23 protein-coding genes are annotated in these 21765 nt (G+C 39.0%); 18 read left to right on the top strand and 5 right to left on the bottom strand.

Features of this window, described 5'->3' with window-relative positions; translation table 11 throughout:
* Positions 1 to 106 precede the first annotated feature (106 nt).
* Together LG330_RS10070 and LG330_RS10065 are read left to right on the top strand one after the other, a co-directional pair.
* Positions 107 to 1630 (top strand): carboxypeptidase M32, encoded by a 1524-nt coding sequence (locus LG330_RS10070; RefSeq protein ID WP_404409561.1) that lies wholly within the window; start codon positions 107 to 109, stop codon positions 1628 to 1630.
* A gap of 11 nt (positions 1631 to 1641) precedes the next feature.
* The gene (locus LG330_RS10065; RefSeq protein ID WP_404403432.1) at positions 1642 to 2415 is read left to right on the top strand and encodes an SDR family NAD(P)-dependent oxidoreductase; all 774 of its coding nucleotides are present in this window, start codon (positions 1642 to 1644) and stop codon (positions 2413 to 2415) included.
* A gap of 50 nt (positions 2416 to 2465) precedes the next feature.
* On the opposite strand, the gene LG330_RS10060 is transcribed toward LG330_RS10065, so the two are convergent.
* The gene (locus LG330_RS10060; protein ID WP_404403430.1) at positions 2466 to 2918 is read right to left on the bottom strand and encodes a chemotaxis protein CheX; all 453 of its coding nucleotides are present in this window, start codon (positions 2916 to 2918) and stop codon (positions 2466 to 2468) included.
* 158 nt (positions 2919 to 3076) lie between these two features.
* On the opposite strand from LG330_RS10060, the gene LG330_RS10055 reads away from it, so the two are divergent.
* From LG330_RS10055 to LG330_RS10040, 4 genes are all read left to right on the top strand, one after another.
* The gene (locus LG330_RS10055) at positions 3077 to 6646 is read left to right on the top strand and encodes a dynamin family protein (protein ID WP_404403428.1); all 3570 of its coding nucleotides are present in this window, start codon (positions 3077 to 3079) and stop codon (positions 6644 to 6646) included.
* Positions 6647 to 6814: 168 nt separating this feature from the next.
* A complete protein-coding gene (locus tag LG330_RS10050; protein WP_404403426.1) occupies positions 6815 to 7684 on the top strand; it encodes a sulfurtransferase in 870 nt (289 codons plus the stop codon).
* Positions 7685 to 7903: 219 nt separating this feature from the next.
* A complete protein-coding gene (locus tag LG330_RS10045) occupies positions 7904 to 8770 on the top strand; it encodes a 5'-3' exonuclease H3TH domain-containing protein (RefSeq protein WP_404403424.1) in 867 nt (288 codons plus the stop codon).
* The gene (locus LG330_RS10040) at positions 8767 to 9036 is read left to right on the top strand and encodes a DUF6123 family protein (RefSeq protein ID WP_404403422.1); all 270 of its coding nucleotides are present in this window, start codon (positions 8767 to 8769) and stop codon (positions 9034 to 9036) included. Before LG330_RS10045 ends, LG330_RS10040 begins: the two co-directional genes overlap by 4 nt.
* An 11-nt stretch (positions 9037 to 9047) precedes the next feature.
* Here the strand turns inward: LG330_RS10040 and LG330_RS10035 are convergent, their stop codons facing one another.
* Entirely contained in the window at positions 9048 to 9446 is a 399-nt protein-coding gene (locus LG330_RS10035; RefSeq protein WP_404403420.1) for a reverse transcriptase-like protein, read from the bottom strand.
* Between the two features lie 87 nt (positions 9447 to 9533).
* On the opposite strand from LG330_RS10035, the gene LG330_RS10030 reads away from it, so the two are divergent.
* Positions 9534 to 10202 carry a reverse transcriptase-like protein gene (locus LG330_RS10030; protein WP_404403418.1) on the top strand — a complete coding sequence of 223 codons (669 nt, stop codon included), beginning with the start codon at positions 9534 to 9536 and terminating at the stop codon, positions 10200 to 10202.
* The gene (locus tag LG330_RS10025; RefSeq protein WP_404403416.1) at positions 10195 to 10380 is read left to right on the top strand and encodes a zinc-finger domain-containing protein; all 186 of its coding nucleotides are present in this window, start codon (positions 10195 to 10197) and stop codon (positions 10378 to 10380) included. Before LG330_RS10030 ends, LG330_RS10025 begins: the two co-directional genes overlap by 8 nt.
* 48 nt (positions 10381 to 10428) lie before the next feature.
* Here LG330_RS10025 and cspD read toward each other — a convergent pair whose 3' ends face one another.
* Positions 10429 to 10632 carry a cold-shock protein CspD gene (gene cspD / locus LG330_RS10020; RefSeq protein WP_041122656.1) on the bottom strand — a complete coding sequence of 68 codons (204 nt, stop codon included), beginning with the start codon at positions 10630 to 10632 and terminating at the stop codon, positions 10429 to 10431.
* A 243-nt stretch (positions 10633 to 10875) separates the two neighbouring features.
* Between cspD and mntR the strand changes: the two genes are divergently transcribed.
* The 8 genes from mntR (at position 10876) to LG330_RS09980 (ending at position 18592) form a co-directional block, all read left to right on the top strand.
* A complete protein-coding gene (gene mntR / locus LG330_RS10015; protein WP_404403413.1) occupies positions 10876 to 11295 on the top strand; it encodes a transcriptional regulator MntR in 420 nt (139 codons plus the stop codon).
* A gap of 83 nt (positions 11296 to 11378) precedes the next feature.
* Positions 11379 to 13064, top strand: a complete 1686-nt coding sequence (locus LG330_RS10010) for a formate--tetrahydrofolate ligase (RefSeq protein ID WP_404403411.1) — start codon at positions 11379 to 11381, stop codon at positions 13062 to 13064.
* A 106-nt stretch (positions 13065 to 13170) separates the two neighbouring features.
* Positions 13171 to 13671, top strand: coding sequence for a hypothetical protein (locus LG330_RS10005; protein WP_404403409.1), 501 nt, complete (start codon positions 13171 to 13173; stop codon positions 13669 to 13671).
* The gene (locus tag LG330_RS10000) at positions 13671 to 14282 is read left to right on the top strand and encodes an HD domain-containing protein (RefSeq protein ID WP_404403407.1); all 612 of its coding nucleotides are present in this window, start codon (positions 13671 to 13673) and stop codon (positions 14280 to 14282) included. Before LG330_RS10005 ends, LG330_RS10000 begins: the two co-directional genes overlap by 1 nt.
* The gene (locus LG330_RS09995; protein ID WP_404403405.1) at positions 14279 to 16150 is read left to right on the top strand and encodes an ABC-F family ATP-binding cassette domain-containing protein; all 1872 of its coding nucleotides are present in this window, start codon (positions 14279 to 14281) and stop codon (positions 16148 to 16150) included. The genes LG330_RS10000 and LG330_RS09995 overlap by 4 nt, the downstream gene beginning before the upstream one ends.
* Positions 16151 to 16222: 72 nt before the next feature.
* Entirely contained in the window at positions 16223 to 17359 is a 1137-nt protein-coding gene (locus LG330_RS09990; protein WP_404403403.1) for a conserved virulence factor C family protein, read from the top strand.
* Positions 17360 to 17363: 4 nt separating this feature from the next.
* A complete protein-coding gene (locus tag LG330_RS09985; protein ID WP_404403401.1) occupies positions 17364 to 17798 on the top strand; it encodes a BrxA/BrxB family bacilliredoxin in 435 nt (144 codons plus the stop codon).
* A gap of 5 nt (positions 17799 to 17803) precedes the next feature.
* A complete protein-coding gene (locus LG330_RS09980) occupies positions 17804 to 18592 on the top strand; it encodes a class I SAM-dependent methyltransferase (RefSeq protein ID WP_404403399.1) in 789 nt (262 codons plus the stop codon).
* Positions 18593 to 18601: 9 nt separating this feature from the next.
* On the opposite strand, the gene LG330_RS09975 is transcribed toward LG330_RS09980, so the two are convergent.
* Complete coding sequence (locus LG330_RS09975) at positions 18602 to 19177, bottom strand: YpjP family protein (protein WP_404403397.1); 576 nt, start codon at positions 19175 to 19177, stop codon at positions 18602 to 18604.
* Positions 19178 to 19447: 270 nt separating this feature from the next.
* Here LG330_RS09975 and LG330_RS09970 point away from each other — a divergent pair, with 270 nt between their 5' ends.
* Together LG330_RS09970 and LG330_RS09965 are read left to right on the top strand one after the other, a co-directional pair.
* On the top strand, positions 19448 to 20389 hold the full coding sequence (locus tag LG330_RS09970; protein ID WP_404403395.1) for a thymidylate synthase: 942 nt from the start codon (positions 19448 to 19450) through the stop codon (positions 20387 to 20389).
* An 11-nt stretch (positions 20390 to 20400) separates the two neighbouring features.
* Positions 20401 to 20883: a dihydrofolate reductase gene (locus LG330_RS09965; RefSeq protein WP_404403393.1), complete on the top strand. Its 483-nt coding sequence runs from the start codon at positions 20401 to 20403 to the stop codon at positions 20881 to 20883.
* A gap of 32 nt (positions 20884 to 20915) precedes the next feature.
* Here the strand turns inward: LG330_RS09965 and LG330_RS09960 are convergent, their stop codons facing one another.
* The gene (locus tag LG330_RS09960) at positions 20916 to 21551 is read right to left on the bottom strand and encodes a hemolysin III family protein (protein ID WP_404403391.1); all 636 of its coding nucleotides are present in this window, start codon (positions 21549 to 21551) and stop codon (positions 20916 to 20918) included.
* Positions 21552 to 21765: the final 214 nt, after the last annotated feature.

The following is a 21765-nucleotide window of genomic DNA, read 5'->3' as shown; positions in this document are numbered from 1 at the left end:
CCGGGACACAGTCCCGGGCTCCTAATTATTTATTTCAAGTCCCGAAGCAAATTCATTATTTTTTCAGAAAAGTATGATAAGATAAGTATTGAAATTGACTGGAGGGATTACGTTGACTTTAGAAACAGTAAAAAAAGATTTTATCAACCACCTGAATAAAATTTCAGCCTATCAGGAAGCATTGGGACTGATTTTTTGGGATTTACGTACCGGAGCACCGAAAAAAGCAATCGATCAGCGCTCTGAAGTAATTGGTATGTTGTCATCAGAAGTATTTAATCTGTCTACCTCAGACCAGATGGCAGACTACATAAAAGAACTGAATAAACATAAAAGTGAGCTGGATGAGCTAACAGTTAAAATGGTAGAGGAATGTGAGAAAGAATTTGACCGTAACCGCAAAATTCCAGAAGACGAGTTTAAGAAGTACGTTGTATTAAAATCAAAAGCTGAAAGTGTCTGGGAAGAAGCACGTGAACAATCTGATTTCGCGATGTTTGAACCGTACCTGAAGGAGCTTGTTGAAACCACTAGACGATTTGTTGGGTATTGGGGCTATGAAGGTAACCCTTATAACACATTGCTGGATATGTTTGAGCCTGGAGTGACAGTTGAGGTGCTGGATGAAGTATTTGGTAAAGTCCGTGAAGCAATTGTTCCGCTTGTAAAAGGGATTGAGCAATCTGCTGTTAAACCGGAAACATCTTTTATCTATAAACATTTTCCAAAATCGGCACAGCGGGAATTCAGTATACATGTGCTGAAGGAGCTGGGTTACGACTTTGATGCAGGAAGACTTGATGAAACAGTACATCCATTTGCAACAGGTCTGAACACTGGTGATGTGCGGATTACAACTCGTTATGATGAAAATGATTTCCGGGGGGCAATTTTCGGAACAATCCATGAATGCGGACATGCATTGTATGAGCAGAATATTGATCCGAAATTAACGGGAACCCCTCTCAGCGGAGGAACATCAATGGGGATTCATGAATCACAGTCATTATTCATGGAAAACTTCGTTGGAAGACACCCTGAATTCTGGAAGCGTCACCTGCCATCTTTGAAAGAGTATTCACCTGAACAGTTCAATGATGTTTCAGTGGAAGAGTTTCTATCAGGTATCAATGAGTCAAAGCCATCACTGATCAGAGTGGATGCAGATGAACTGACTTATGCTCTACACATTATGATCAGATATGAAATTGAAAAAGGTCTGTTTAATGGTGAGTATGAAGTGAATGAACTGCCTGAGGTCTGGAACAGTAAATATAAAGAGTATTTAGGAGTAGTACCATCAAATGATGCGGAGGGGATCCTGCAGGACGTTCACTGGTCCGGGGGTGCATTCGGTTATTTCCCTTCTTATGCACTTGGGTATATGTATGCAGCCCAGTTCAAAAATGCTATGCTGAAAGATATTCCTGAATTTGATCAGTGTATTGCAACCGGTGATATTGCACCGATTAAAAACTGGATGACTGAAAAAGTACATCGCTTCGGTAAAACAAAGAAGCCGCTTGAGATTTTACATGAAGCAACCGGTGAAGGACTTAACGCAGAGTATCTGATTAAATATCTGCAGGACAAATATGCAGCACTATATGACCTTGAGCCTGCAAAATAAGGAGTGAAAGCATGATTCTTCCTTCATTCAGAGTAGAGGGTAAAAAAGCCATTATCACAGGTGCCGGAAGAGGCATTGGACGGGCGCTTGCGATCGGGTTTTCACAAGCAGGGGCGGAATTGATTTTATGTTCACGGACAAAATCGGAGCTTGAACAGGTAAAAAGTGAAATTGAAGCACTTGGCGGGATAGCGTCTGTTTACGCGGTAGATGTAACAGACACGATTGAATTAAGAAAAACGGTAGAGAGGATATTCAATGATTTTCAGGTCATTGATATTCTTGTAAATAATGCCGGGATGAACATTCGTTCTAAAGCGAATGATGTAACGGAAGACGAGTGGATCAGAATCATGGATACTAACGTGAAATCCGCTTTTATGATGTCCCAGGCAGTCGGTACGAGAATGCAGCAGCAGGTAAGTGGCGGCAGTATCTTATCAGTGTCCTCAGTTGCAGGGCATGTCGCGCTTAAAACGGGGGTCGTTTATGCAGCTTCAAAAGCCGCTATGATCCAGATGACAAAAGTTCTTGCTTATGAATGGGGGACTCAAGGAGTAAGAGTGAACTCAATCGGCCCCTGGTATTTTGAAACGCCTCTGACCAAACATCTGCTTGAAGATGAAAATTATTTAAATGAAATTCTGGCTGTAACACCTCTTAAAAGAGTTGGTCAGGTGGAAGAACTGATCGGTCCGGCACTATTTCTATCATCAGAAGCCGGAAGCTATGTAACCGGTCAAACGCTCTTTGTAGACGGTGGTATGACAATTAACGGGTTTTAACTAATTGAAATAATATAAAAAACAGAATTCTGCCTGCAGAATTCTGTTTTTTATTGCTGGATAGAAACAAGAATTGAAAAATGACCTATACCCGCTGCTTCAAATGGTAAATGAATGGCCTGTTTAAAGTTATGCATGGTTGTCTCACCAGTCATAACTGAGGGCGGTGTAATATCCATTTCTACTCCTTCAGAGGAAATATAAGTTGTGAGGTTACCAGCTATCATATTTCCGACTTCACCGATAAATGAGATCAGCATATCATCTTCTAGATACATACCGTACATCGATTCACCGAGGCTGCTGAAATGCTGTTTATCACCATCAATCAGGATATTTCCTTTAAGTTCCCCTGTCATTCCGATCAAAACTGCAATCTGATCCTGCTTATAAGGCACAGTTAATACAGAAGGATTGCTATGCTGAATGGACACCGGCACGACTTTACTGATAGAGTGAACCATTCCATTTAAAAGATTTGATATTACTTTTGATGTGTTCATGAAAACCTCCAGTGTAAATAATGATTCTATTATACCATTACTTTGTGCTTATTAAAGAGGTTTATAAATTTCTTTTTAAGAATTGATAAAATTTCAAACGACAATATCTTTTTTTCGTTACAATAGTAGATATAATCGAACAAAAAGGAATGGTCTATGTGAATAAAGCGGATTTTATTATCCGGAAAGATGAATTAATCAATGATTGTATGGCATTTCATATAAAAGCTGTTGAGTATGGTGATACAGAAAGGGCAGAAAAATCTAAGAACCTGGCAGAGAAGCTTTACCGTGAACAAATTGTTATTGCCTTTTGTGGACATTTTTCTGCAGGGAAATCAGCAATGATCAACTATCTTGCAGGGGAACACTTACTGCCATCAAGCCCGATTCCAACAAGTGCGAACCTGATTGCTTTACATACAGGTTCAGCAAAACCAGTGAGGGTCACTGCTGCCGATCAGACAATGTACGAATTAGAACCCCCGCTCGATGAAACATCGATTATCCAGTTAGGAAAAGAGGGTCTAACGGTAAAAAGAATTGATCTGTGGAAAAACTCTACCAATCTGCCTCATGGTGTAACACTGCTTGACACGCCTGGGATTGATTCAGTGGATGATGCACACAAAAGATCGACTGAATCTGCAGTACACCTTGCTGACCTGTTATTTTATGTTATGGATTATAATCATGTGCAGTCGGAAATGAACTTTGAATACATAAAAAATATGTCACAGCATAACCGGAAAATTTATGCTGTGATTAATCAGGTGGATAAACATAGAGAAGAAGAGCTTTCATTCAATACCTATAAAAACGCTGTTGAAAGAGCGTTTTTTGACTGGGATGCAATGCCGGAAAAGTTTTTCTATACGTCACTTAAAAAGCCCGATCACTTAGAAAACCAGAGCAGCGAACTGAAAAATGAAATCTCTATAATGACTAAAAACAGATATTCACTCTTAACTGAATCAGTGGAGAGCTCTTTAAGTGTCTTAAAATCAGAAATGCTAAGCTTCTTAGAAGAAGAAAAGGCGGAAATTATTGAAGCGTATTCCTTGATTGTGACTGATGAAGATTTAAACAATAAAGAAAAGATCTATGAACAGGCAAAAGAGCTTGAGGGAACGATACATTCATTTGAAGACTGGTCAGGGAATTATGATCAGGAAATGAATAAAATGCTTCAGTCGAGTTACCTTATGCCGTCAGATGTGAGAATTCTCGCTGAAAAATATCTTGAATCCAGGCAGCCAAACTTTAAAGCGGGAGGTTTGTTTTCAGGAAAAAAGACGAAACAGGAAAAAGAAGCAAGAGAAGCTGAATTTAATCAACGTCTTAAATCAGTCATCGATGAACAGCTTGTCTGGCATGCAAAATCAATCATGTATCAGTTTCTCGAACATGCAGGTATTTCCCGTAACGGCTGGGCTGAAAAAATAGAGAATGTTGCAATTGAAAAACCGGAGATCATAGCTGATAAAAACATTAAATCGGGTGCCGGGTTCACAGGTGAAGCGTTACTTAATTATTGTGAGGCACTGGCTGAAAACTTCAAAAGTGAAATTAAATCTCAAATGCTTTTTATAAAAGATGACATTCTTGAGACGCTTGATGATCAGATAGAAGAATTTGCAATAAGAAAATCAGCGGACCAGAATGAAATATCAAAAAAGGTAAATATATTGAAGCAAATCGAAGAACTAGAAAGTAAGATCGCCTCACTGAATCATATGAAAGCCGATCAATTTTTAAAAAATGAATGGGAACATAACTGGAATCAGGATGAAACGATTGTAAAATTGTCAAGCCTTGATCAGATGGTTTCTGATGGTGAACTGTCAGAAAATGAACCAGCCATTTCCAAATCAGCTCCTTCAAGTGATATCGACGAAGAGGTGCTGCTGCGAAAAACACTGCAGCTTGCCAGTGAAACAAGTGATATCAGAGGATTCGAGCAACAATCCCGAATGCTTTTTGATCAGGCGGAGCGGTTGAAAAATAAACAATATACAGTAGCTTTATTCGGGGCATTCAGTGCAGGCAAATCAAGCTTTGCGAATGCGATGCTTGGTAATAAGGTACTTCCTGTTTCACCAAATCCCACTACCGCTTCGATAAACAAGATATTTCCGCCCGATCAGCGGCATCCTGACGAAACGGTTATCGTTCATTTTAAACAGTCAGAAGAACTATTTGAAGACCTGAAAGAAGCCTCACAATTAAATGAAATAAAAACTCTTGAAGAAATGGCAGATCATCTCCCTGACATCATAAAGAAAGAGTCTGGCCTATCAGAATCCAGGAAAAGTTTTATTCGTGCATTTCTGAAAGGATGGAACGAATATAAAAACATGCTTGGCCAGAAAAGAAAGGTAGCGTATAAAGAATTTCAAGGCTTTGTATCTAATGAACATCAGTCATGTTTTGTAGAAGCAATTGATTTGTACACATCTTCCTCAGTATCTGATAAAGGCATTACACTAGTTGATACCCCAGGAGCAGATTCAGTAAATGCAAGACACACTGATGTTTCATTTGACTATATAAGAAGTTCTGATGCAATTTTATTTGTTACTTATTACAATCATGCGTTTGCACGGGCTGATCGTGAGTTTCTGATACAGATGGGAAGGGTTAAAGAAAGCTTTGATCACGATAAAATGTTTTTTATCGTCAACGCAGTAGACCTTGCTGAAAGCGAAGAAGAAAAACAGGACGTCATTCAGTATGTGAAGAAGCAGCTTCAGACTTTTGGAGTTACGGACCCAAAAATCTTTGGCGTATCAAGTCTGCAGGCATTAAAAAATGAGGAGAATTCCGGTCTGGAGCAGTTTCAGAATGAATTTTCAACATTTATTGACCGGGAGCTTGATTCAATTGTTAAAAATAACACAGCTGACTATTATGAACAGACACTGCAGAGAATGAAGGTTCTTTTGAAACAGATGAGATCGGATGAAAAAGAAAAGGCGCAGAGAAAATCAGACCTTACTGCGCTATCTGAAAATCTGAACAGCTATTTTAATTTTTCTTTCAAAGAAAGTGCCAGAGCTCAAACAGAACAGGAGTTAAAAGAACTGCTTCATTACGTTAATCAGCGGGTGTTTTACAGATTTTCAGATTTCTTTAAGGAATCTTTCAACCCTGCAGGTTTCCATGGGAAGTCTAATAAAACCGCTCTTTCAGAGGCGTTATCAGAATGTATTAATATGGTGGCTTTTGATCTTTCGCAGGAATTCAAGGTCGTTAACTACCGAGTTGAACAGCTGATATTGAAGCTTTACAAATCTGAAATGAACCGCATTTGGGATGAGATTAAACAGCTGTTTCCTGAGGGCGTTAAACCGGAAGCTGCTATTGAAACATCTGAATTATTAACTTTTAATCGTATTTTTGATCAGGTGAAAGAATCTGATTTCAGCCATGAAAAATCCATGTTTAAAAACACTAAATCTTTCTTTGAAAAAAATGAAAAGAAATTTATGATGCACGCTCTTGAAGATAGGTTAAAGGATAAAGCCCTGATAGAGACAGATGTAGTGAGCGGTCAGATAAAGGAATGGATTGATAAAGAAATGTCCAGGATTGAAAACGTATTATACAGCAGTTGGCAGTCTGATCTGTCAGCACAAATTGACGCGGCAGTGGAGAACCTATATTCTGAAGCATATGCTTTAAAACTTGAAAGTGCGCTCAAAAGGATATCATCAGATGGACAATAGTTATCATGTGTGTGCTACCTGTATTTACTTTAAAGCAGAAAGAAATGAAGGGGTAATGAAGTATAAATGTGAAAGGTTAGGATATGAAACCAGACCTCATTATCAGTTTAGCTGCTGGACACCGAAACAACATGTGATCGACCTAATGAAAAAAAGGCGGGGATAAATATGCAGGCATCAGTATCAGCAGAATGGTTACTTGAACAAATAGAGTTAAGTAACCCGGTGACAATTCTGGATTGCAGATTTGATTTACAAAATCCAGATGCAGGTCAGGAGAAATACAAGCATTCACATATTCCAGGTGCATATTACTTGCACCTTAATCGCGATTTATCAGGAGAAGTTCAAGATCATGGAGGTAGGCATCCACTACCGGATTTAGATTTTTTTAAGCGAAAAATGGAGCAATCAGGTGTATCAAATCATATACCTGTTGTTGTTTATGATAATGGAGAAGGCGCAATGGCTGCGAGAGCCTGGTGGCTGCTGCACTATGCGGGACACGAACAGGTCTACTTATTGAACGGTGGTTATAGCGAATGGTCAGAGAAGCAGTATCCTGTAACTGGAGCTGTGCCTGAAACTCAGGATACGGAGTTCAATCTTTATGTAAAGCATGATATTGTGGCTGACAGCACAGAGGTTGAAAATGTGGTCTCAGGAAATCAGAGTGCATGCCTGGTTGATTCACGGGATTATTCCAGATATATTGGCGATCACGAACCGATTGACCGTGTCCCGGGACACATTCCTGGAGCGATTAATAATGAATGGGTGAACAGCTTTAAAGAGGGAAGGATGCTTGACGCCGAGGAGCAGACGAAGAGGTTTTCTGAATGGGATAAAAAACAGCCGCTGATCGTTTATTGCGGCAGCGGTGTTACAGCGTGTCCCAACTATATTGCGCTTAAACTCGCAGGTTTTAGTAATGTTAAGCTGTATCCCGGCAGTTACAGCGATTGGGTGTCCTACGACCATCATGATATAGAGCTTGGAGATGCAACCCACATCAGAAAAAAAGATAAAGATCATTAAACAGATATGGTTAAGGTTTAACTAAAATGCTTAGTCAAAGGTCATTGTTGTTTCTGCATAGCTTGAAGATTGCGGTGTAAGGGGGCGACTTCCTGCGGCAGGAAGGGGCGTGTGAGGCCTAGGCGAAGCCTGCGGGCTGACCGCCTGGCTGCGGAAAGCTTCCCCTCTCGCTGCAGTCAACAGCCAACTTTAACAATGCCAATTAAAAAGGAGAAAAAAATGAAACATGTACTTTTAATAGATGGAATGGCTCTATTATTCAGATCATTCTTTGCTACTGCAATATCGAATCAATTTATGTATAACCAAAATGGTATTCCAACAAACGGGATACAGGGATTTATTAAACATACTGTGACTGCTGCAGAATTAATACAACCATCACATGTAGCCGTTTGCTGGGATATGGGAAAAAAAACATTTCGTAATGAAGAGTTCTCCCTTTACAAAGCAAACCGCAATGCACCTCCTGAAGAGTTGATTCCGCAATTTGATCTCGTTAAAGAAATTGCTGAAAAACTAAGCTTCCACAACGTAGGTGTTAATGGATATGAAGCAGATGACTGTATTGGCACGATTGCCACAATGGAAACGGATAGCAAAATCAGCATTGTAAGTGGAGATAAAGACCTATTGCAGCTGCTGAGACCTAATGTGGACGTGTGGCTGGTTAAAAAAGGTTTTGGCACTTATGAAACGTACAACCTGGACAGGTTTATCCGGGAATATGATATTACTCCTCAACAGTTTATAGATGTTAAAGGGCTGATGGGAGATACCAGTGATGGCTACCCTGGTGTAAAAGGCATCGGAGAAAAGACTGCATTCAAATTAATTAAAGAATTTGGTTCAATAGATGGGGTCCTGCAGAACCTGGAAAAGCTGACCCCGGGCCAAAGAAATAAAATTACTCAGGACCAGGAAATGCTTCATCTCTCGCGCAAGCTTGCAGAAATTTATTGTGATGTTCCACTCGAAACGCCGGTTGTAAAGGATTGGAATGGTTTGCCGGGCCATGCCTTTGACGTAGTAGATGAATTTGGTCTGAGATCCGTCAGAAGGTTTATGGAGCAGGGAATGAAATGAACAAATCATTAGATGATTTTGTGGCTGACCTGCTTGCTAGAGGATTCAAGCTTGATGACGAGGCAATCGGGTTTATCTACTTTGGGAAAAAATTTACAGGCGCAGATGATCAGCTGATTAAAATGGCGATTGAAGCGACACTTAAATGCCAAAAGCGTTTCGATTCCAGCTTTTATATGTCCGTGCTAGAAGAGTTGTCAGGTAAAGAATGGAAAAATAAAAATGAGATGACTATGCATTTAAAGCTTAAAGGTATGCCACTTTAAAGAAGAGCCAATCAGCTCTTCTTTTTTTGTGAATAGATCGCCTGTCTGGCAAGCTTATCGGCAACTGCATTTTCCTTGCTGGGTATCCATTTTATGAAGAATAGATCAAACTGGTCCAGCAATAAAATGATTTTCGGAAGATAATGGGCGTACTTCTGGTTTTTAATATATCTTTTTTCCACTGCTGCAAATACTGCCTGTGAATCTGTTTTGCATGAGATAATATGATCTTTGAATGGAAGACATTTTTCAAGACCCATCAGAAGTGCCTCATATTCAGCCTCATGATTTGTCATTTCATTTAATTCAATAGAGTATTGGAGACTGTCTTTTCCATTTTTCACAAAAACACCTGCTCCACTTAATCCGGGATTACCGGCGCTTGCGCCATCTATAAAAAGTTCAATCATTCATATCACCTCTAACAGAAGTGTATCAGCAGTTGCATACGTGAACAAATCAAATGTACAATAGTATGAATGAAGGAGGGATTAAATTTGAAAATTTACTTTACTGCTCAATATGAGCACCCTTCAGGCGAGAGCATTGCTTTTCAAAGTGATTGGATTGATGATCATTATGCACTTTCATTTATCTCAGATTTCGAAAGGACAGGAAGGTTTGCCATGATTTCTATTCATGATGATCTGGGTCAGCAATGGAGTACAAAAGAATTTAAAAAACTGATGGCTAAATCTTCAGGTGCTGCCAAAGATATTTCTCTCCATTTTGATGCAACCTATTTCAAAGCAGGCTCAACTGCAGGCCTTGGATGGACGATAGAGTATGTAAAAGATGGGGAATCATTTATTGAAAAAAGGAACAAAAAAATAAGTCAGATACAATCAAATAATGAAGCAGAATATGCAGCTTTATATTATGCATTAGAGCATGCCTTAAAGATTGCTGAAGGGTTTCAGCAGGTCATCAGATGCTATGGTGACGCACTGACAGTAACGAATCAAATGTCAGGGGAATGGCCATGTTATGACCAGGAGTTATCAAAATGGGCAGACAGAATAGATCTGTTATTAAGCAATCAAAAAATGACAGCAGACTACCTCCATATCGGAAGAACTCAAAATAAACCTGCTCACAAATTAGCTCAGCAGGCAATGGATCAAACTGATATTAAAAGTCTGAACAGGAATGATAAGGATGAGTAAAATGGAAAAACAAACCGCAATTTCAGCTGTAGATGATTTAATGAGCACTTATTGCAAAGGCTGTCCGATAAAAAAACAGCTGAGAGCAGAAAAAGGGAAATTACATGCTCATAAATTCTGTATCTCTGAATGTTCTATCGGTCTGAAAATTAAAGAAATCGGCCGTTTATTAACGTGAATATCATATATTTCCCATTAAAAAAGCCGGCGTTTCCGCCGGCTTAAATTACTCCTTTTTTACAACATTCGCAGCCTGAGGCCCGCGATTACCTTCTACAATTTCAAATGAAACTTCCTGACCTTCCTCTAGGGATTTGTAGCCATCGCCCTGCACGGCCGTAAAATGTACAAATACATCATCGCCACCTTCAACTTCCAAAAATCCGTAGCCTTTTTCGTTATTGAACCATTTTACTTTGCCATTATGCATCTGATTTCCTCCCTGCTATTTCCCTAAAGAGATTTCCATTCTCAGCATTTCGCCGATAAATGATATGTTAACTATACACATCATTAAAAAATGCGTCAATAACTAGAGAGAATTTTCAAAAAACATTTCACGGGTTTTTTTGATTTCATTTCTCCGCTTGTCTCGTGACAGTTGTTTCATAAAGACCGTTATAGTACACTTTACAAGTAGTCAAATCATGGTTTCCGGAGGAGGGGTCCCCGCATGCCAACGCCCAGCATGGAGGATTATATAGAACAAATATACTTACTGATAGATCAAAAAGGGTATGCTAGAGTTTCAGATATTGCTGAAGCACTGTCAGTTCATCCATCCTCAGTAACGAAAATGGTACAAAAATTGGATAAGGATGAATACCTGATCTATGAAAAATACAGAGGGCTGGTTTTAACAAAAAAGGGTAATAAAATTGGTAAAAGACTTGTCTTCAGACATGAACTATTAGAACAGTTTTTAACTGTTATCGGGGTTAAAGATGAGAACATTTATAATGATGTTGAGGGGATCGAGCATCATCTAAGCTGGAATTCAATAGACCGGATCGGTGATTTAGTTCAATTATTCGAAAACGAGCCTGAATTAATAGAAAAGCTAAGGAAATTACAGGAAAAAGAAGACCAATAAACCGCCTTTAGGGCGGTTTTTGCATGTTTATATATAGTTGTCGCATGTTATAATTAAATCATTACATGTTGCGGAGGCTTGTTATGACGACTAATAAAACTGTACCTTCTGATATTGATATTGCACAAGCTGCTTCAATGGCACCAATCAATGAAATTGCTGCCGGAGCAGGACTGACTATTGAGGACATTGAAATGTATGGCCAACATAAAGCCAAAATAAAATTTGAAACAATAAACCGCTTAAAAACTGCACAGGACGGAAAACTGATTTTGGTTACATCTATTAATCCAACGCCAGCCGGTGAGGGGAAATCCACAGTTACAGTTGGACTTGCTGATGCATTGAAAGCATCAGGTCAAAATTCAATGGTTGCTTTAAGAGAACCGTCTCTTGGACCGGTAATGGGTTTAAAAGGCGGTGCTACCGGTGGAGGATATGCTCAGGTGCTACCGATGGAGGATATTAACCTTCACTTTACAGGTGATATACATGCTATCACGACAGCGAATAATGCGTTAGCTGCATTTATAGATAATCATATTCACCAGGGAAATGATCTTCAAATCGATTCAAGAAAAATTATATGGAAACGTGTAATGGACATGAATGACCGTGCACTTAGACAAATTGTCATCGGCCTCGGTGGACCTGCAAGAGGTGTTCCGAGAGAAGATGGCTTTGATATTACAGTTGCTTCAGAAATCATGGCTATATTATGTCTATCATCTGATTTACAGGATCTGAAGAATCGCTTATCCAACATTGTTATCGCGTATACATATCAAGGAGAACCTGTAACGGTAGCTGACCTTGATGTTCAGGGGGCATTAACTCTCCTGCTTAAAGATGCGCTGAAACCAAACCTTGTGCAAACACTCGAACAGACACCGGCACTCATTCATGGAGGGCCGTTTGCTAACATTGCTCACGGCTGTAATTCAATTCTTGCTACGAAAACTGCTTTAAAGCTTGCGGATTATGTAGTGACAGAATCAGGATTTGGTGCCGACCTTGGTGCTGAAAAGTTTTTAAATATTAAAACCAGAACAACTGAAAAACACCCTGACGCAGTTGTAATTGTAGCTACTGTAAGAGCGCTTAAAATGCATGGTGGAAAATCTAAAAAAGAATTAATACACGAAGATACCCAGGCCTTGAAAGCAGGTCTTGCTAACCTGAAAAAGCATATTGAAACCATTCAGCAGTTCGGACTGCCGGCTGTAGTCGCGATTAATAAATTCCATACCGATAGTACAGCGGAGATCAATATCCTTGAAGATTTCTGTAAAAGCGAACAGGTACCTTTTTCGTTGACCGAAGTGTGGGAAAAGGGTGGAGCCGGCGGGATTGATCTGGCTGCAAAAGTCATTAAAGCGATAGAAAGTCCAGGGGAGTTTTCTTACCTTTACAATCTCGATCTGCCGATAAAGGACAAGATTAATACGATTGTGACAAAAGTTTATGGAGGGTCAGAAGCGGTTTTCTCTAAAAAAGCTGACGCTCAGATTCAACAATTTGAATCTTATGGATGGGGAGCATTACCGATTTGTATGGCAAAAACTCAATATTCATTATCTGATGATCCTTCTCAATTTGGTCGACCTGAAGGTTTTAAAGTAGCAATCAGAGAAATTGTACCAAAGCTTGGTGCAGGTTTTCTTGTTGCATTAACCGGTGATGTGATGACAATGCCTGGTCTTCCTAAAAACCCTGCTGCAAATAATATGGACGTAACAGACGATGGTAAAGGAATCGGATTATTTTAATCTGACTTATACAAAGTAAAGCATCCTTTAAATGGATGCTTTTGCTTTTTAAGTGCAACTTTCGGGTAAAGACTGATATGATGACGAAAAAGAATGTGGGGATAATATGTTTGATCCAACTGCTTTTGACAACTTAAAAACAGTTCTTGAGGGTACTGTCTATGACAGAGATCTTGATGGAACAATAAAAATCACAACAAGGTCTGACCAGGTAGATATTGCCACACTCTCCCGGAGTTTCACACTTACTTTTCATGTGCAGGAGAAATCATTTGAAGCGGATATGAACCTGTATGCAGACCTGAAAAAGTTGACTGCAGAATTGCTGCCTGACAATCAGGAGAAAGAAGCAGGAGCAGCCATTTCAATTGTTTTTAGAAAGTACGGAACTGAATGGACTGGAGAAGAACTATCAATTCTATCGGGGCAATGGGGGGAAAACAGGTGCTATGACATCAGAAAGATCTCCTCTACAAGAAATGATGATTATTGTGAAGCGGTCGTCCGCTTTGAAAGAACAATTACAGAAGATATGCTTAGAGATTTAGAAGATATGGTCTATTTCGTAATAGAGACGCTGGATTTTCTTGAAGGTGGAAAGAAGTAATGATGATTTCGAGAGAACAATTAAAGAGCGCAGAGTCGGCAGTGAAAAGTTTTCATGTGAACGATCACTCCGGTCACGGATGGGATCATATCATCAGGGTGAGGAATCTCTCATTAAAAATTGCCCATATAGAAGGGATTGAAAATCTTCATTTAATTGAATTGCTCAGCCTGTTACACGATGCTGGAGATGATAAACTCCATGAATCCAAGCAGGGTGCTGAATTTTTTTTGCGAAATATCATCAGTGAATTGGGTATGAATGAAGCTGAACAGAGTTGGCTTTTAAATGAATTAAAATCTATAAGCTTCAGAAACCGCCATATTTATACAGGGACGATCGAGAGCAAAATTGTTTCTGATGCTGACAAACTCGATGCAATAGGAGCAATTGGGATAGGCAGAGCATTTACATATGGCGGTGCTAACGGTGTTAAATTGCACAGTCAAAAAAGAGATGAATCGACAGTCATTTCTCACTTTGACGAAAAATTATTACAGCTTAAGGATCAGATGCATACAAAAACTGCCTATAAAATAGCAGTTGAGAGGGATCGCTTTTTAACATTATTTAAAGATCAATTTTTGAATGAATGGAATGGTAAAAAATGAAGCAGTGTAAGCTATTAAATGTACATAAATCATATGGTGAAAAGACGCTCTTTGAAGATTTATCTGTTACAATTACTGACTCTGACAGAATCGGTCTGATTGGTGTAAATGGGACCGGGAAATCTACATTAATGAAGTTGATTGCAGGTATCGAATATCCTGATGCTGGTGAAATTGAAAAACCTAAATATTTTTCAGTTAAACTTTTGGACCAGGAGCCGGAACTGAAGAGTGAATTTACAGTAATGGAAACTATCTTTGAAAGTGATGCAGAAGTCACAAAGCTTATGACAGAATATCAGCAGGTAATGAAGGATTATGAAGAAAACCCTGATTCTGAAGAAGTTCAATCAAGGATGCTTGTTATTCAACAGAAAATGGATGAAGCAGACGCTTGGGACGCGGCGTCAAAAGCCAGATCGATTCTGTCAAAGCTTGGAATAAATGAAACAGAGAAAAAGATTTCTGAACTCTCAGGCGGGCAGAAAAAAAGAGTCGCTCTCGCTCAGGTACTTTTAGAAGAACCTGATCTTCTACTGCTTGATGAACCGACGAACCACCTGGATTATGAGGCAATTCTGTGGCTTGGACAGTACCTGCAGAAATATAAAGGTTCATTATTATTTGTATCGCACGACAGATATTTTATTGACCAGGTGTCAAATGCGATGCTTGAAATTGATAAAGGAAGAGCTTTTAAATATAAAGGGAATTACCAGCAGTTTATTGAGGCAAAGGCTGAACGGGAAGATCAGGAAGCATCTGCAGAGAAGAAAAAAGGTAATTTATACAAGAATGAACTTGCCTGGATGCGAAGAGGTGCAAAAGCCCGTACTACAAAGCAAAAAGCAAGAATTCAGCGATTTGACAGCCTGGAGAAATCACTTGATAAAAGTCAGGACCAGGAACTCAGTATTGGTGCATTAGGCAGCAGATTGGGCAAGCAGGTAATTGAGTTAAAAAATGTCTCAAAAAAATATGAACGGGAATTATTTACTGACTTCAACCTGCTGATTATCCCAGGAGACAGAATTGGAATAGCCGGGTCCAATGGAAGTGGTAAATCTACGTTAATGAACATTATTGCAGGTAAAATTGAGCCTGACAGCGGTACGGTTGAAATAGGTCAAACTGTTAAAATCGCTTACTTTTCTCAGGAAATTGAAGAGATGGATCAGAAGTTGCGAATGATTGAGTATATAAGAGAAGCTGCTGAAGTTGTTGAAACCCGTGACGGCTCCGTTTCAGCATCACAAATGCTTGAACAGTTTTTATTTCCACCTGAAGTTCATGGAACGCCAATTTATAAACTTTCTGGTGGTGAAAAAAGGGGACTGTATTTATTAAAGCTTTTAATGAAACAGCCAAATGTATTAATGCTTGATGAACCTACAAACGATCTCGATACTCAGACGCTCACTGTACTTGAGAACTTTCTCGAAGATTTCAGCGGTGTTGTGATTACTGTATCTCATGACCGTTACTTTTTAGATAAAGTAGCTGACAAATTAATTATCCTGAATCACTCCACTACACCTGAAATCACTCTTGATGATTATTCAGACTATCTGGAAAAGAAAGTTGAATTTAAACATGCTGTGCCGGATCGACCGGCTGTTAAAGAGCTCAAACAATCAGATGATAAAGAAAAGACAAGGTTATCTTATAAGGAAAAACTAGAATGGGAATCGATCACTACTGATATTGAAGACGTTGAAAATAAGATTAATGAACTCGAAGAAGAGTTAGTTCAAACAGGCAGTGATTATATGAGAGCTGAAGAAATTAATGAATTGTTGAAGGAATTAAATAACAAGCTTGAACAGCTGATTGAGCGCTGGAGTTATTTATCTGAATACGCAGAGTAAGCCCATTTCTTCAACAGAAAATTCAATTATGATACAATGCAACTAGATTTGGGAATAATCGGAGGGGTAAAAGTGAAAATACTTTCTATTGAACCAACGCCTAGTCCTAATACAATGAAAGTAATTGTAGACGAAGCATTAGCAGGCGGAAAGAGTAATAACTATAAAAAAGACGATGCAGAAAAAGCACCAGATAAAATTAAACTGCTTTTACAGATCGACGGTGTGAAAGGAATCTATCATGTAGCAGATTTTCTTGCTGTGGAGAGACATCCAAAAGCAGACTGGGAAGCTGTCCTTCCTGAAGTGAGATCTGTATTCGGTGAAGAAAACGATTCTGCACAGCAGGAAGATAAAACGGAGGAACACTTCGGGGAAGTAAATGTTCAGGTGCTTCAATTTAAAGGAATTCCATTGCAGATCAAGCTGTTAAATGGTGAAGAAGAAAAAAGATACGGATTACCTGATTACTTTGCGGGTGCGATGAGTGAAGCTCAGCTTGAAGGCGATAATGTTGTTCTTCAGAGAAAGTGGAAAGATTTCGGGATCAGGTATGGCGATCTGGATAAAATAGCTCAGGAAGTAACAGATGAACTCCTTGCTTCATATCCTTCAAGCAGAGTCCAGGCAATTGTAGAAGCTGCTAAAGAAGCTGGAGATACGCCAATTCAAAGCAGAGAATTGAAAAAAGTAACTGTGGAAATGCTTAAAGCCTGTGACACATGGCAGGAAAGATATCAGCTGCTTGAACAAATCCCTGAACCTGAAGTTGATGACATTCCAATGCTGAATGTTGCATTAGAAGATGAAAAAGTCTCGGTCAGAAGGCTTGCAGTTGTTTATCTAGGTATGATTGAAGATGAAGAGGTGCTGCCATCATTGTATAAAGGACTTCGTGACAAAAACGCTTCAGTAAGACGTACAGCGGGAGACTGCCTCTCAGATCTTGGGTTTCCGGCTGCAGAAGAAGAAATGATTCATGCATTATCAGATAAAAATAAACTTGTTCGCTGGAGAGCAGCGATGTTCTTATATGAAGCTGGTACTGAAAGATCATTAGGTGCCTTAAGAGCTGCTGAAGAGGATCCTGAGTTTGAAGTTAAACTTCAAATTAAAATGGCAATAGAAAGAATTGCTGAGGGACAGGAAGCTAAAGGATCAGTTTGGAAACAGATGACTGAAGCAAGAAAACAGAGAATGGAGGAATAATATTATGTCAATGGCATATGAAGAGTATATGAGACAATTAGTAAAGCCAATGAGACAGGAGCTTACACAGGCTGGCTTTCAGGAGCTGAGAACAGCTGAAGAGGTCGAGTCTTTTCTTGAAGAGTCTAAAGGGACATCACTCATCGTCATTAATTCAGTATGTGGTTGTGCAGCAGGACTTGCAAGACCTGCAGTTACACAGGCTTTAATTACTCATGACAAAGAACCTGATCACCTTGTCACAGTATTTGCAGGTCAGGATAAAGAAGCAACTGCAAAAATGCGGGCTCATTTTCCTGATTATGAACCTTCTTCACCATCTATCGTATTATTAAAAGATAATGAAGTGGCTCACTTTATTCCGAGAGAAGAAATTGAGGACCATGATGTAGAAGATATTGTGATTAACCTAAAAAATGCAATGGATCAATACTGCTGACAGTCGTGATCATTACAACTTCCGGCAGACCCGGGAAAAACGCTTTAATCAATCTGGAAAAGGCAAAAGCGCATTTTCCCGACGCAATATATGCAGTGAGAAATAAAAAATCTATCAGGCATTTAATTGATCAATTCCATTCGACTATACTAGTAGCAGGGGAAAACAGGTTCGAACTTTTTTCGCGTGATTCAGATGAACCTTTTTTCTATCATCCTAACTCTGCATCCTTCAGAATTAAAAGACTAATTAAAGGTGAGCAGGACCCGCTTGTATCAGCCGCGGGTCTTTTGCCAAGTGATCGCTTTTTGGATTGTACTGCTGGTATCGCATCTGATGCACTGGTCGTATCCTGGTATTGCACCCATTCAGTAACCGCCGTTGAACGGAGTAAAGAAGTCGCATTTATCACCGGTGAAGGACTTAAAAGCTTTCAACATAATAATGCTTCGATCACGGCTGCCATGAGAAAAATTAACCTTATCCATTGTGATGCTTATGATTTTCTTAAAAAATGTACAGAAGATGAATATGATGTGATTTATTTCGATCCAATGTTCTCTAAAACGATCCAATCTGAAGGGATTTCAGGACTGAAACAAATTGCTGAGTATGAGGATGAATATCTTTTAGAAGCGGTTAGGGAAGCGAAAAGAGTTGCACGTAGAAGAATCGTTTTCAAAGATCATTTCCGGTCAAAAAGGTTTATAGAGCTTGGCTTCGAACAAATTGTCAGACCCTCTACAAAGCAGCATTATGGCGTGATATCATTAGAAAAAACCAGTCTGAACTAGACTGGTTTTTTAGTGGATTTGTTCTGATCCGAATTTTGCAGGTGTATCTTTACCCCAGTAAACTTCTGCTAATTCATGGTGTGTTTCAAAGCCGTCTTCAGCAGTATGATAGTGAAAATTAAAGCTGTAGCCCTCAAGTGGCGGGCGGTCTTTTCTTACATGAAAATATAGAATCTCATCATTGGATTTTGTATCCATAATATGAAATATTCTTTCACCATCACCTTTTCCAAGGATAGGTGAGATCGCAATATCATGCAATTCTTCTTCTGGGTATGTATCGAGAAGGTCAAGAATAATTTCTTCAATTTTAGGTAACACTTCAGATTCAAAGTCAGACTCAATTCTCGGCAGAATTCTGTCACCGAGCTTGGAAGCTGTAATTTCTCTTGCCTGAGAAATTAATTGTTCAGCAGATTGTTCCCTGCTTAATGCAGGCAGAGCCGAAACTTCTATATGATCCGGTATCACTTCATGATCGTCAGACTTTTGATTATTCCAGGCTAATAAATCCTGGGGTGATATCATTCCGAATGTCAGGATCGATATTAATACGACAAATGATTTTTTTAACCAGTTAGGCATAACTTTTTATTCCCTTCAATAAGAATTCAAATAATTAAAATCTGGAATGGACTCATATTGTTAAATCAATTATACTAGAATACGAAAAGAAAAGCGCTAGTTTTTTAAATATTGTTCCTTGAATAGGGGGTAAATGTGTTGGAAGAAATTATGATCAGTATCGGATTTCTATTAATGCTTGCTTACTTTGTCTACTTACAATTTGCTGAATAATAAAAAGCTGGCGCCGCCAGCTTTTTATTTACATAAACCATAAAGGAGCGCTGCTTAATGAAACAGTATCACGATTTATTAGAACAGGTTCTGAACCAGGGGATCAGTAAAGGTGACAGAACAGGTACAGGCACAATCAGCTCCTTCGGTCATCAGATGAGATTTGATCTTGAAGAAGGCTTTCCTCTGGTAACGACTAAACGAGTGCCATTCAAACTAATCGTGAGTGAGTTATTATGGTTTATAAAAGGTGACACTAATATCCGTTATCTGCTTGAACATAATAATCATATATGGGATGAATGGGCATTTAAAAACTGGGTTGAATCAGTTGATTATACAGGTCCTGACATGACCAATTTTGGATTGAAATCTTTAAATGACGAAGATTTTAACGTTGAATATCAAAAACAACTGCGGCATTTCCAGCAAAAAATTTTATCAGATGATCAATTCGCGGAAAAGTTCGGCGATCTGGGAGCTGTATATGGCAAACAGTGGAGAGAGTGGTCCAAGTCGAGCGGCGGAACCATTGATCAGCTGAAAGAAGTGATTGAATCGATAAAAAATAATCCCGATTCAAGAAGACACATTGTCAGTGCATGGAATCCTGAAGATGTTCCTTCGATGGCTCTTCCTCCATGTCACACGCTGTTTCAATTTTATGTTGCTGAAGGGAAACTTTCCTGTCAGCTATACCAGAGAAGTGGAGACCTGTTTTTAGGTATTCCATTCAATATTGCAAGCTATGCGCTGCTTACACATCTGATCGCTAATGAATGTGGATTAAAAGTCGGTGAATTTATCCACACGATCGGTGATGCACATATTTATTCTAATCATACTGAACAGGTTAAAACTCAACTGAAAAGAGATTTCAAATCTCTGCCCGTACTTCGAATTAGTAGTCAAAAATCTGTTTTCGACCTTGAACCTTCAGATATTACGATTGAAAACTATGAGCCGCATCCTGCCATTAAAGCACCGGTTGCTGTATAGGAGGGGAAAATATGATATCAATGATTAGTGCACATGATTTGAACAGAGTAATCGGTAAAGATGGGGATATGCCCTGGCATTTACCTGACGATCTGAAGTACTTTCAAAAAGTCACTTCAGGGCACAGCATCCTGATGGGGCGTAAGACATTTGAATCCATGAATGGACCGCTAAAAAACAGAAAAAATATAGTACTTACGAGGGATCAGGAATGGCAACATGAAGGTGCCATTACTGTAAGTGATCTTGAAGAAGGGCTAAAGCTGCTAGATGAATCCGGAGAAGGGTTTGTAATTGGCGGAGGGGAAATATACAAGATGGCGCTTGAAAAAGCAGACCGGTTATATATCACATTGATTCACGAAGAATTTGACGGGGACACTCACTTTCCGGCTTATTCGAAAGAAGACTGGAAGCTTAGTTCTAAAGTAAAAGGTAAGAAGAATGAGAAAAATCCTTATGATTTTGAATACCTGGTTTATGACAGGATATAAAAAAGAACCTTCAGTTTTTCTGAAGGTTCTTTTTATGCATAAAAATATACTGTGAAATACATAAAAGCACTTCCTGCAATCACAAATAAATGCCAGATTGCGTGGTTATAAGGAAGCTTCCTCCATACATAGAAGATCGCACCGAAGGAATAAAATAATCCGCCTGTGAGTAATAAACCAAATCCTGCAGCTGACAGTTCATTATATAATGGCACAGCTGCGATAATGATGAGCCAGCCCATTAACACGTAAAATAGTGTTGAAATGATCTGATATCTGTCTACAAAATAACACTTGAATACGATACCTGCTACGGCAAGTCCCCAAACAAGTCCAAAAATCGTCCAACCGAGGGGATCTCTGATTGTTACAAGCACAAATGGTGTATAAGTACCTGCAATTAATAGATAAATCGCTGAGTGATCAAGTATTGCAAAGAAACGCTTCAATTTTTCAGTCTTTACACTGTGAAGTAAAGTTGAGCATAAATAGAGTATCAGCATTGTCGAACCAAAAATCGTAAAGCTCACGACATGCCAGGCTGTTCCTCTTTCAACAGCGGCTAAAATAATCATGACCAGTGCCGGTATAGATAATAAAAAACCTGCACCATGTGTAATCGCATTCCAGAATTCTTCTTTCTGATCTTTAAAATCAAAAGTGTCCAAGTCGAATATCACCTCTGTTATCTGTTTCTATTATTGTACTGCTATCATATTATTCAGGCAATGACCAAAGAGCGACCTGAAGCATTCAGGAAAGATTATAACATTAAAAAAGCGTTTTAAAAGCTTTCATATCAGCTTAATATGACATCTGTCACTTATTTTTAAAAATATAGTGAAGTATTAGGAGATTCAGGCGATCATTAGTATAATTAAA

The organism is Jeotgalibacillus malaysiensis, assembly GCF_044789845.1.
GTDB lineage: Bacteria > Bacillota > Bacilli > Bacillales > Jeotgalibacillaceae > Jeotgalibacillus > Jeotgalibacillus malaysiensis_A.
This window is presented reverse-complemented; position numbering and strand designations above follow the sequence as displayed.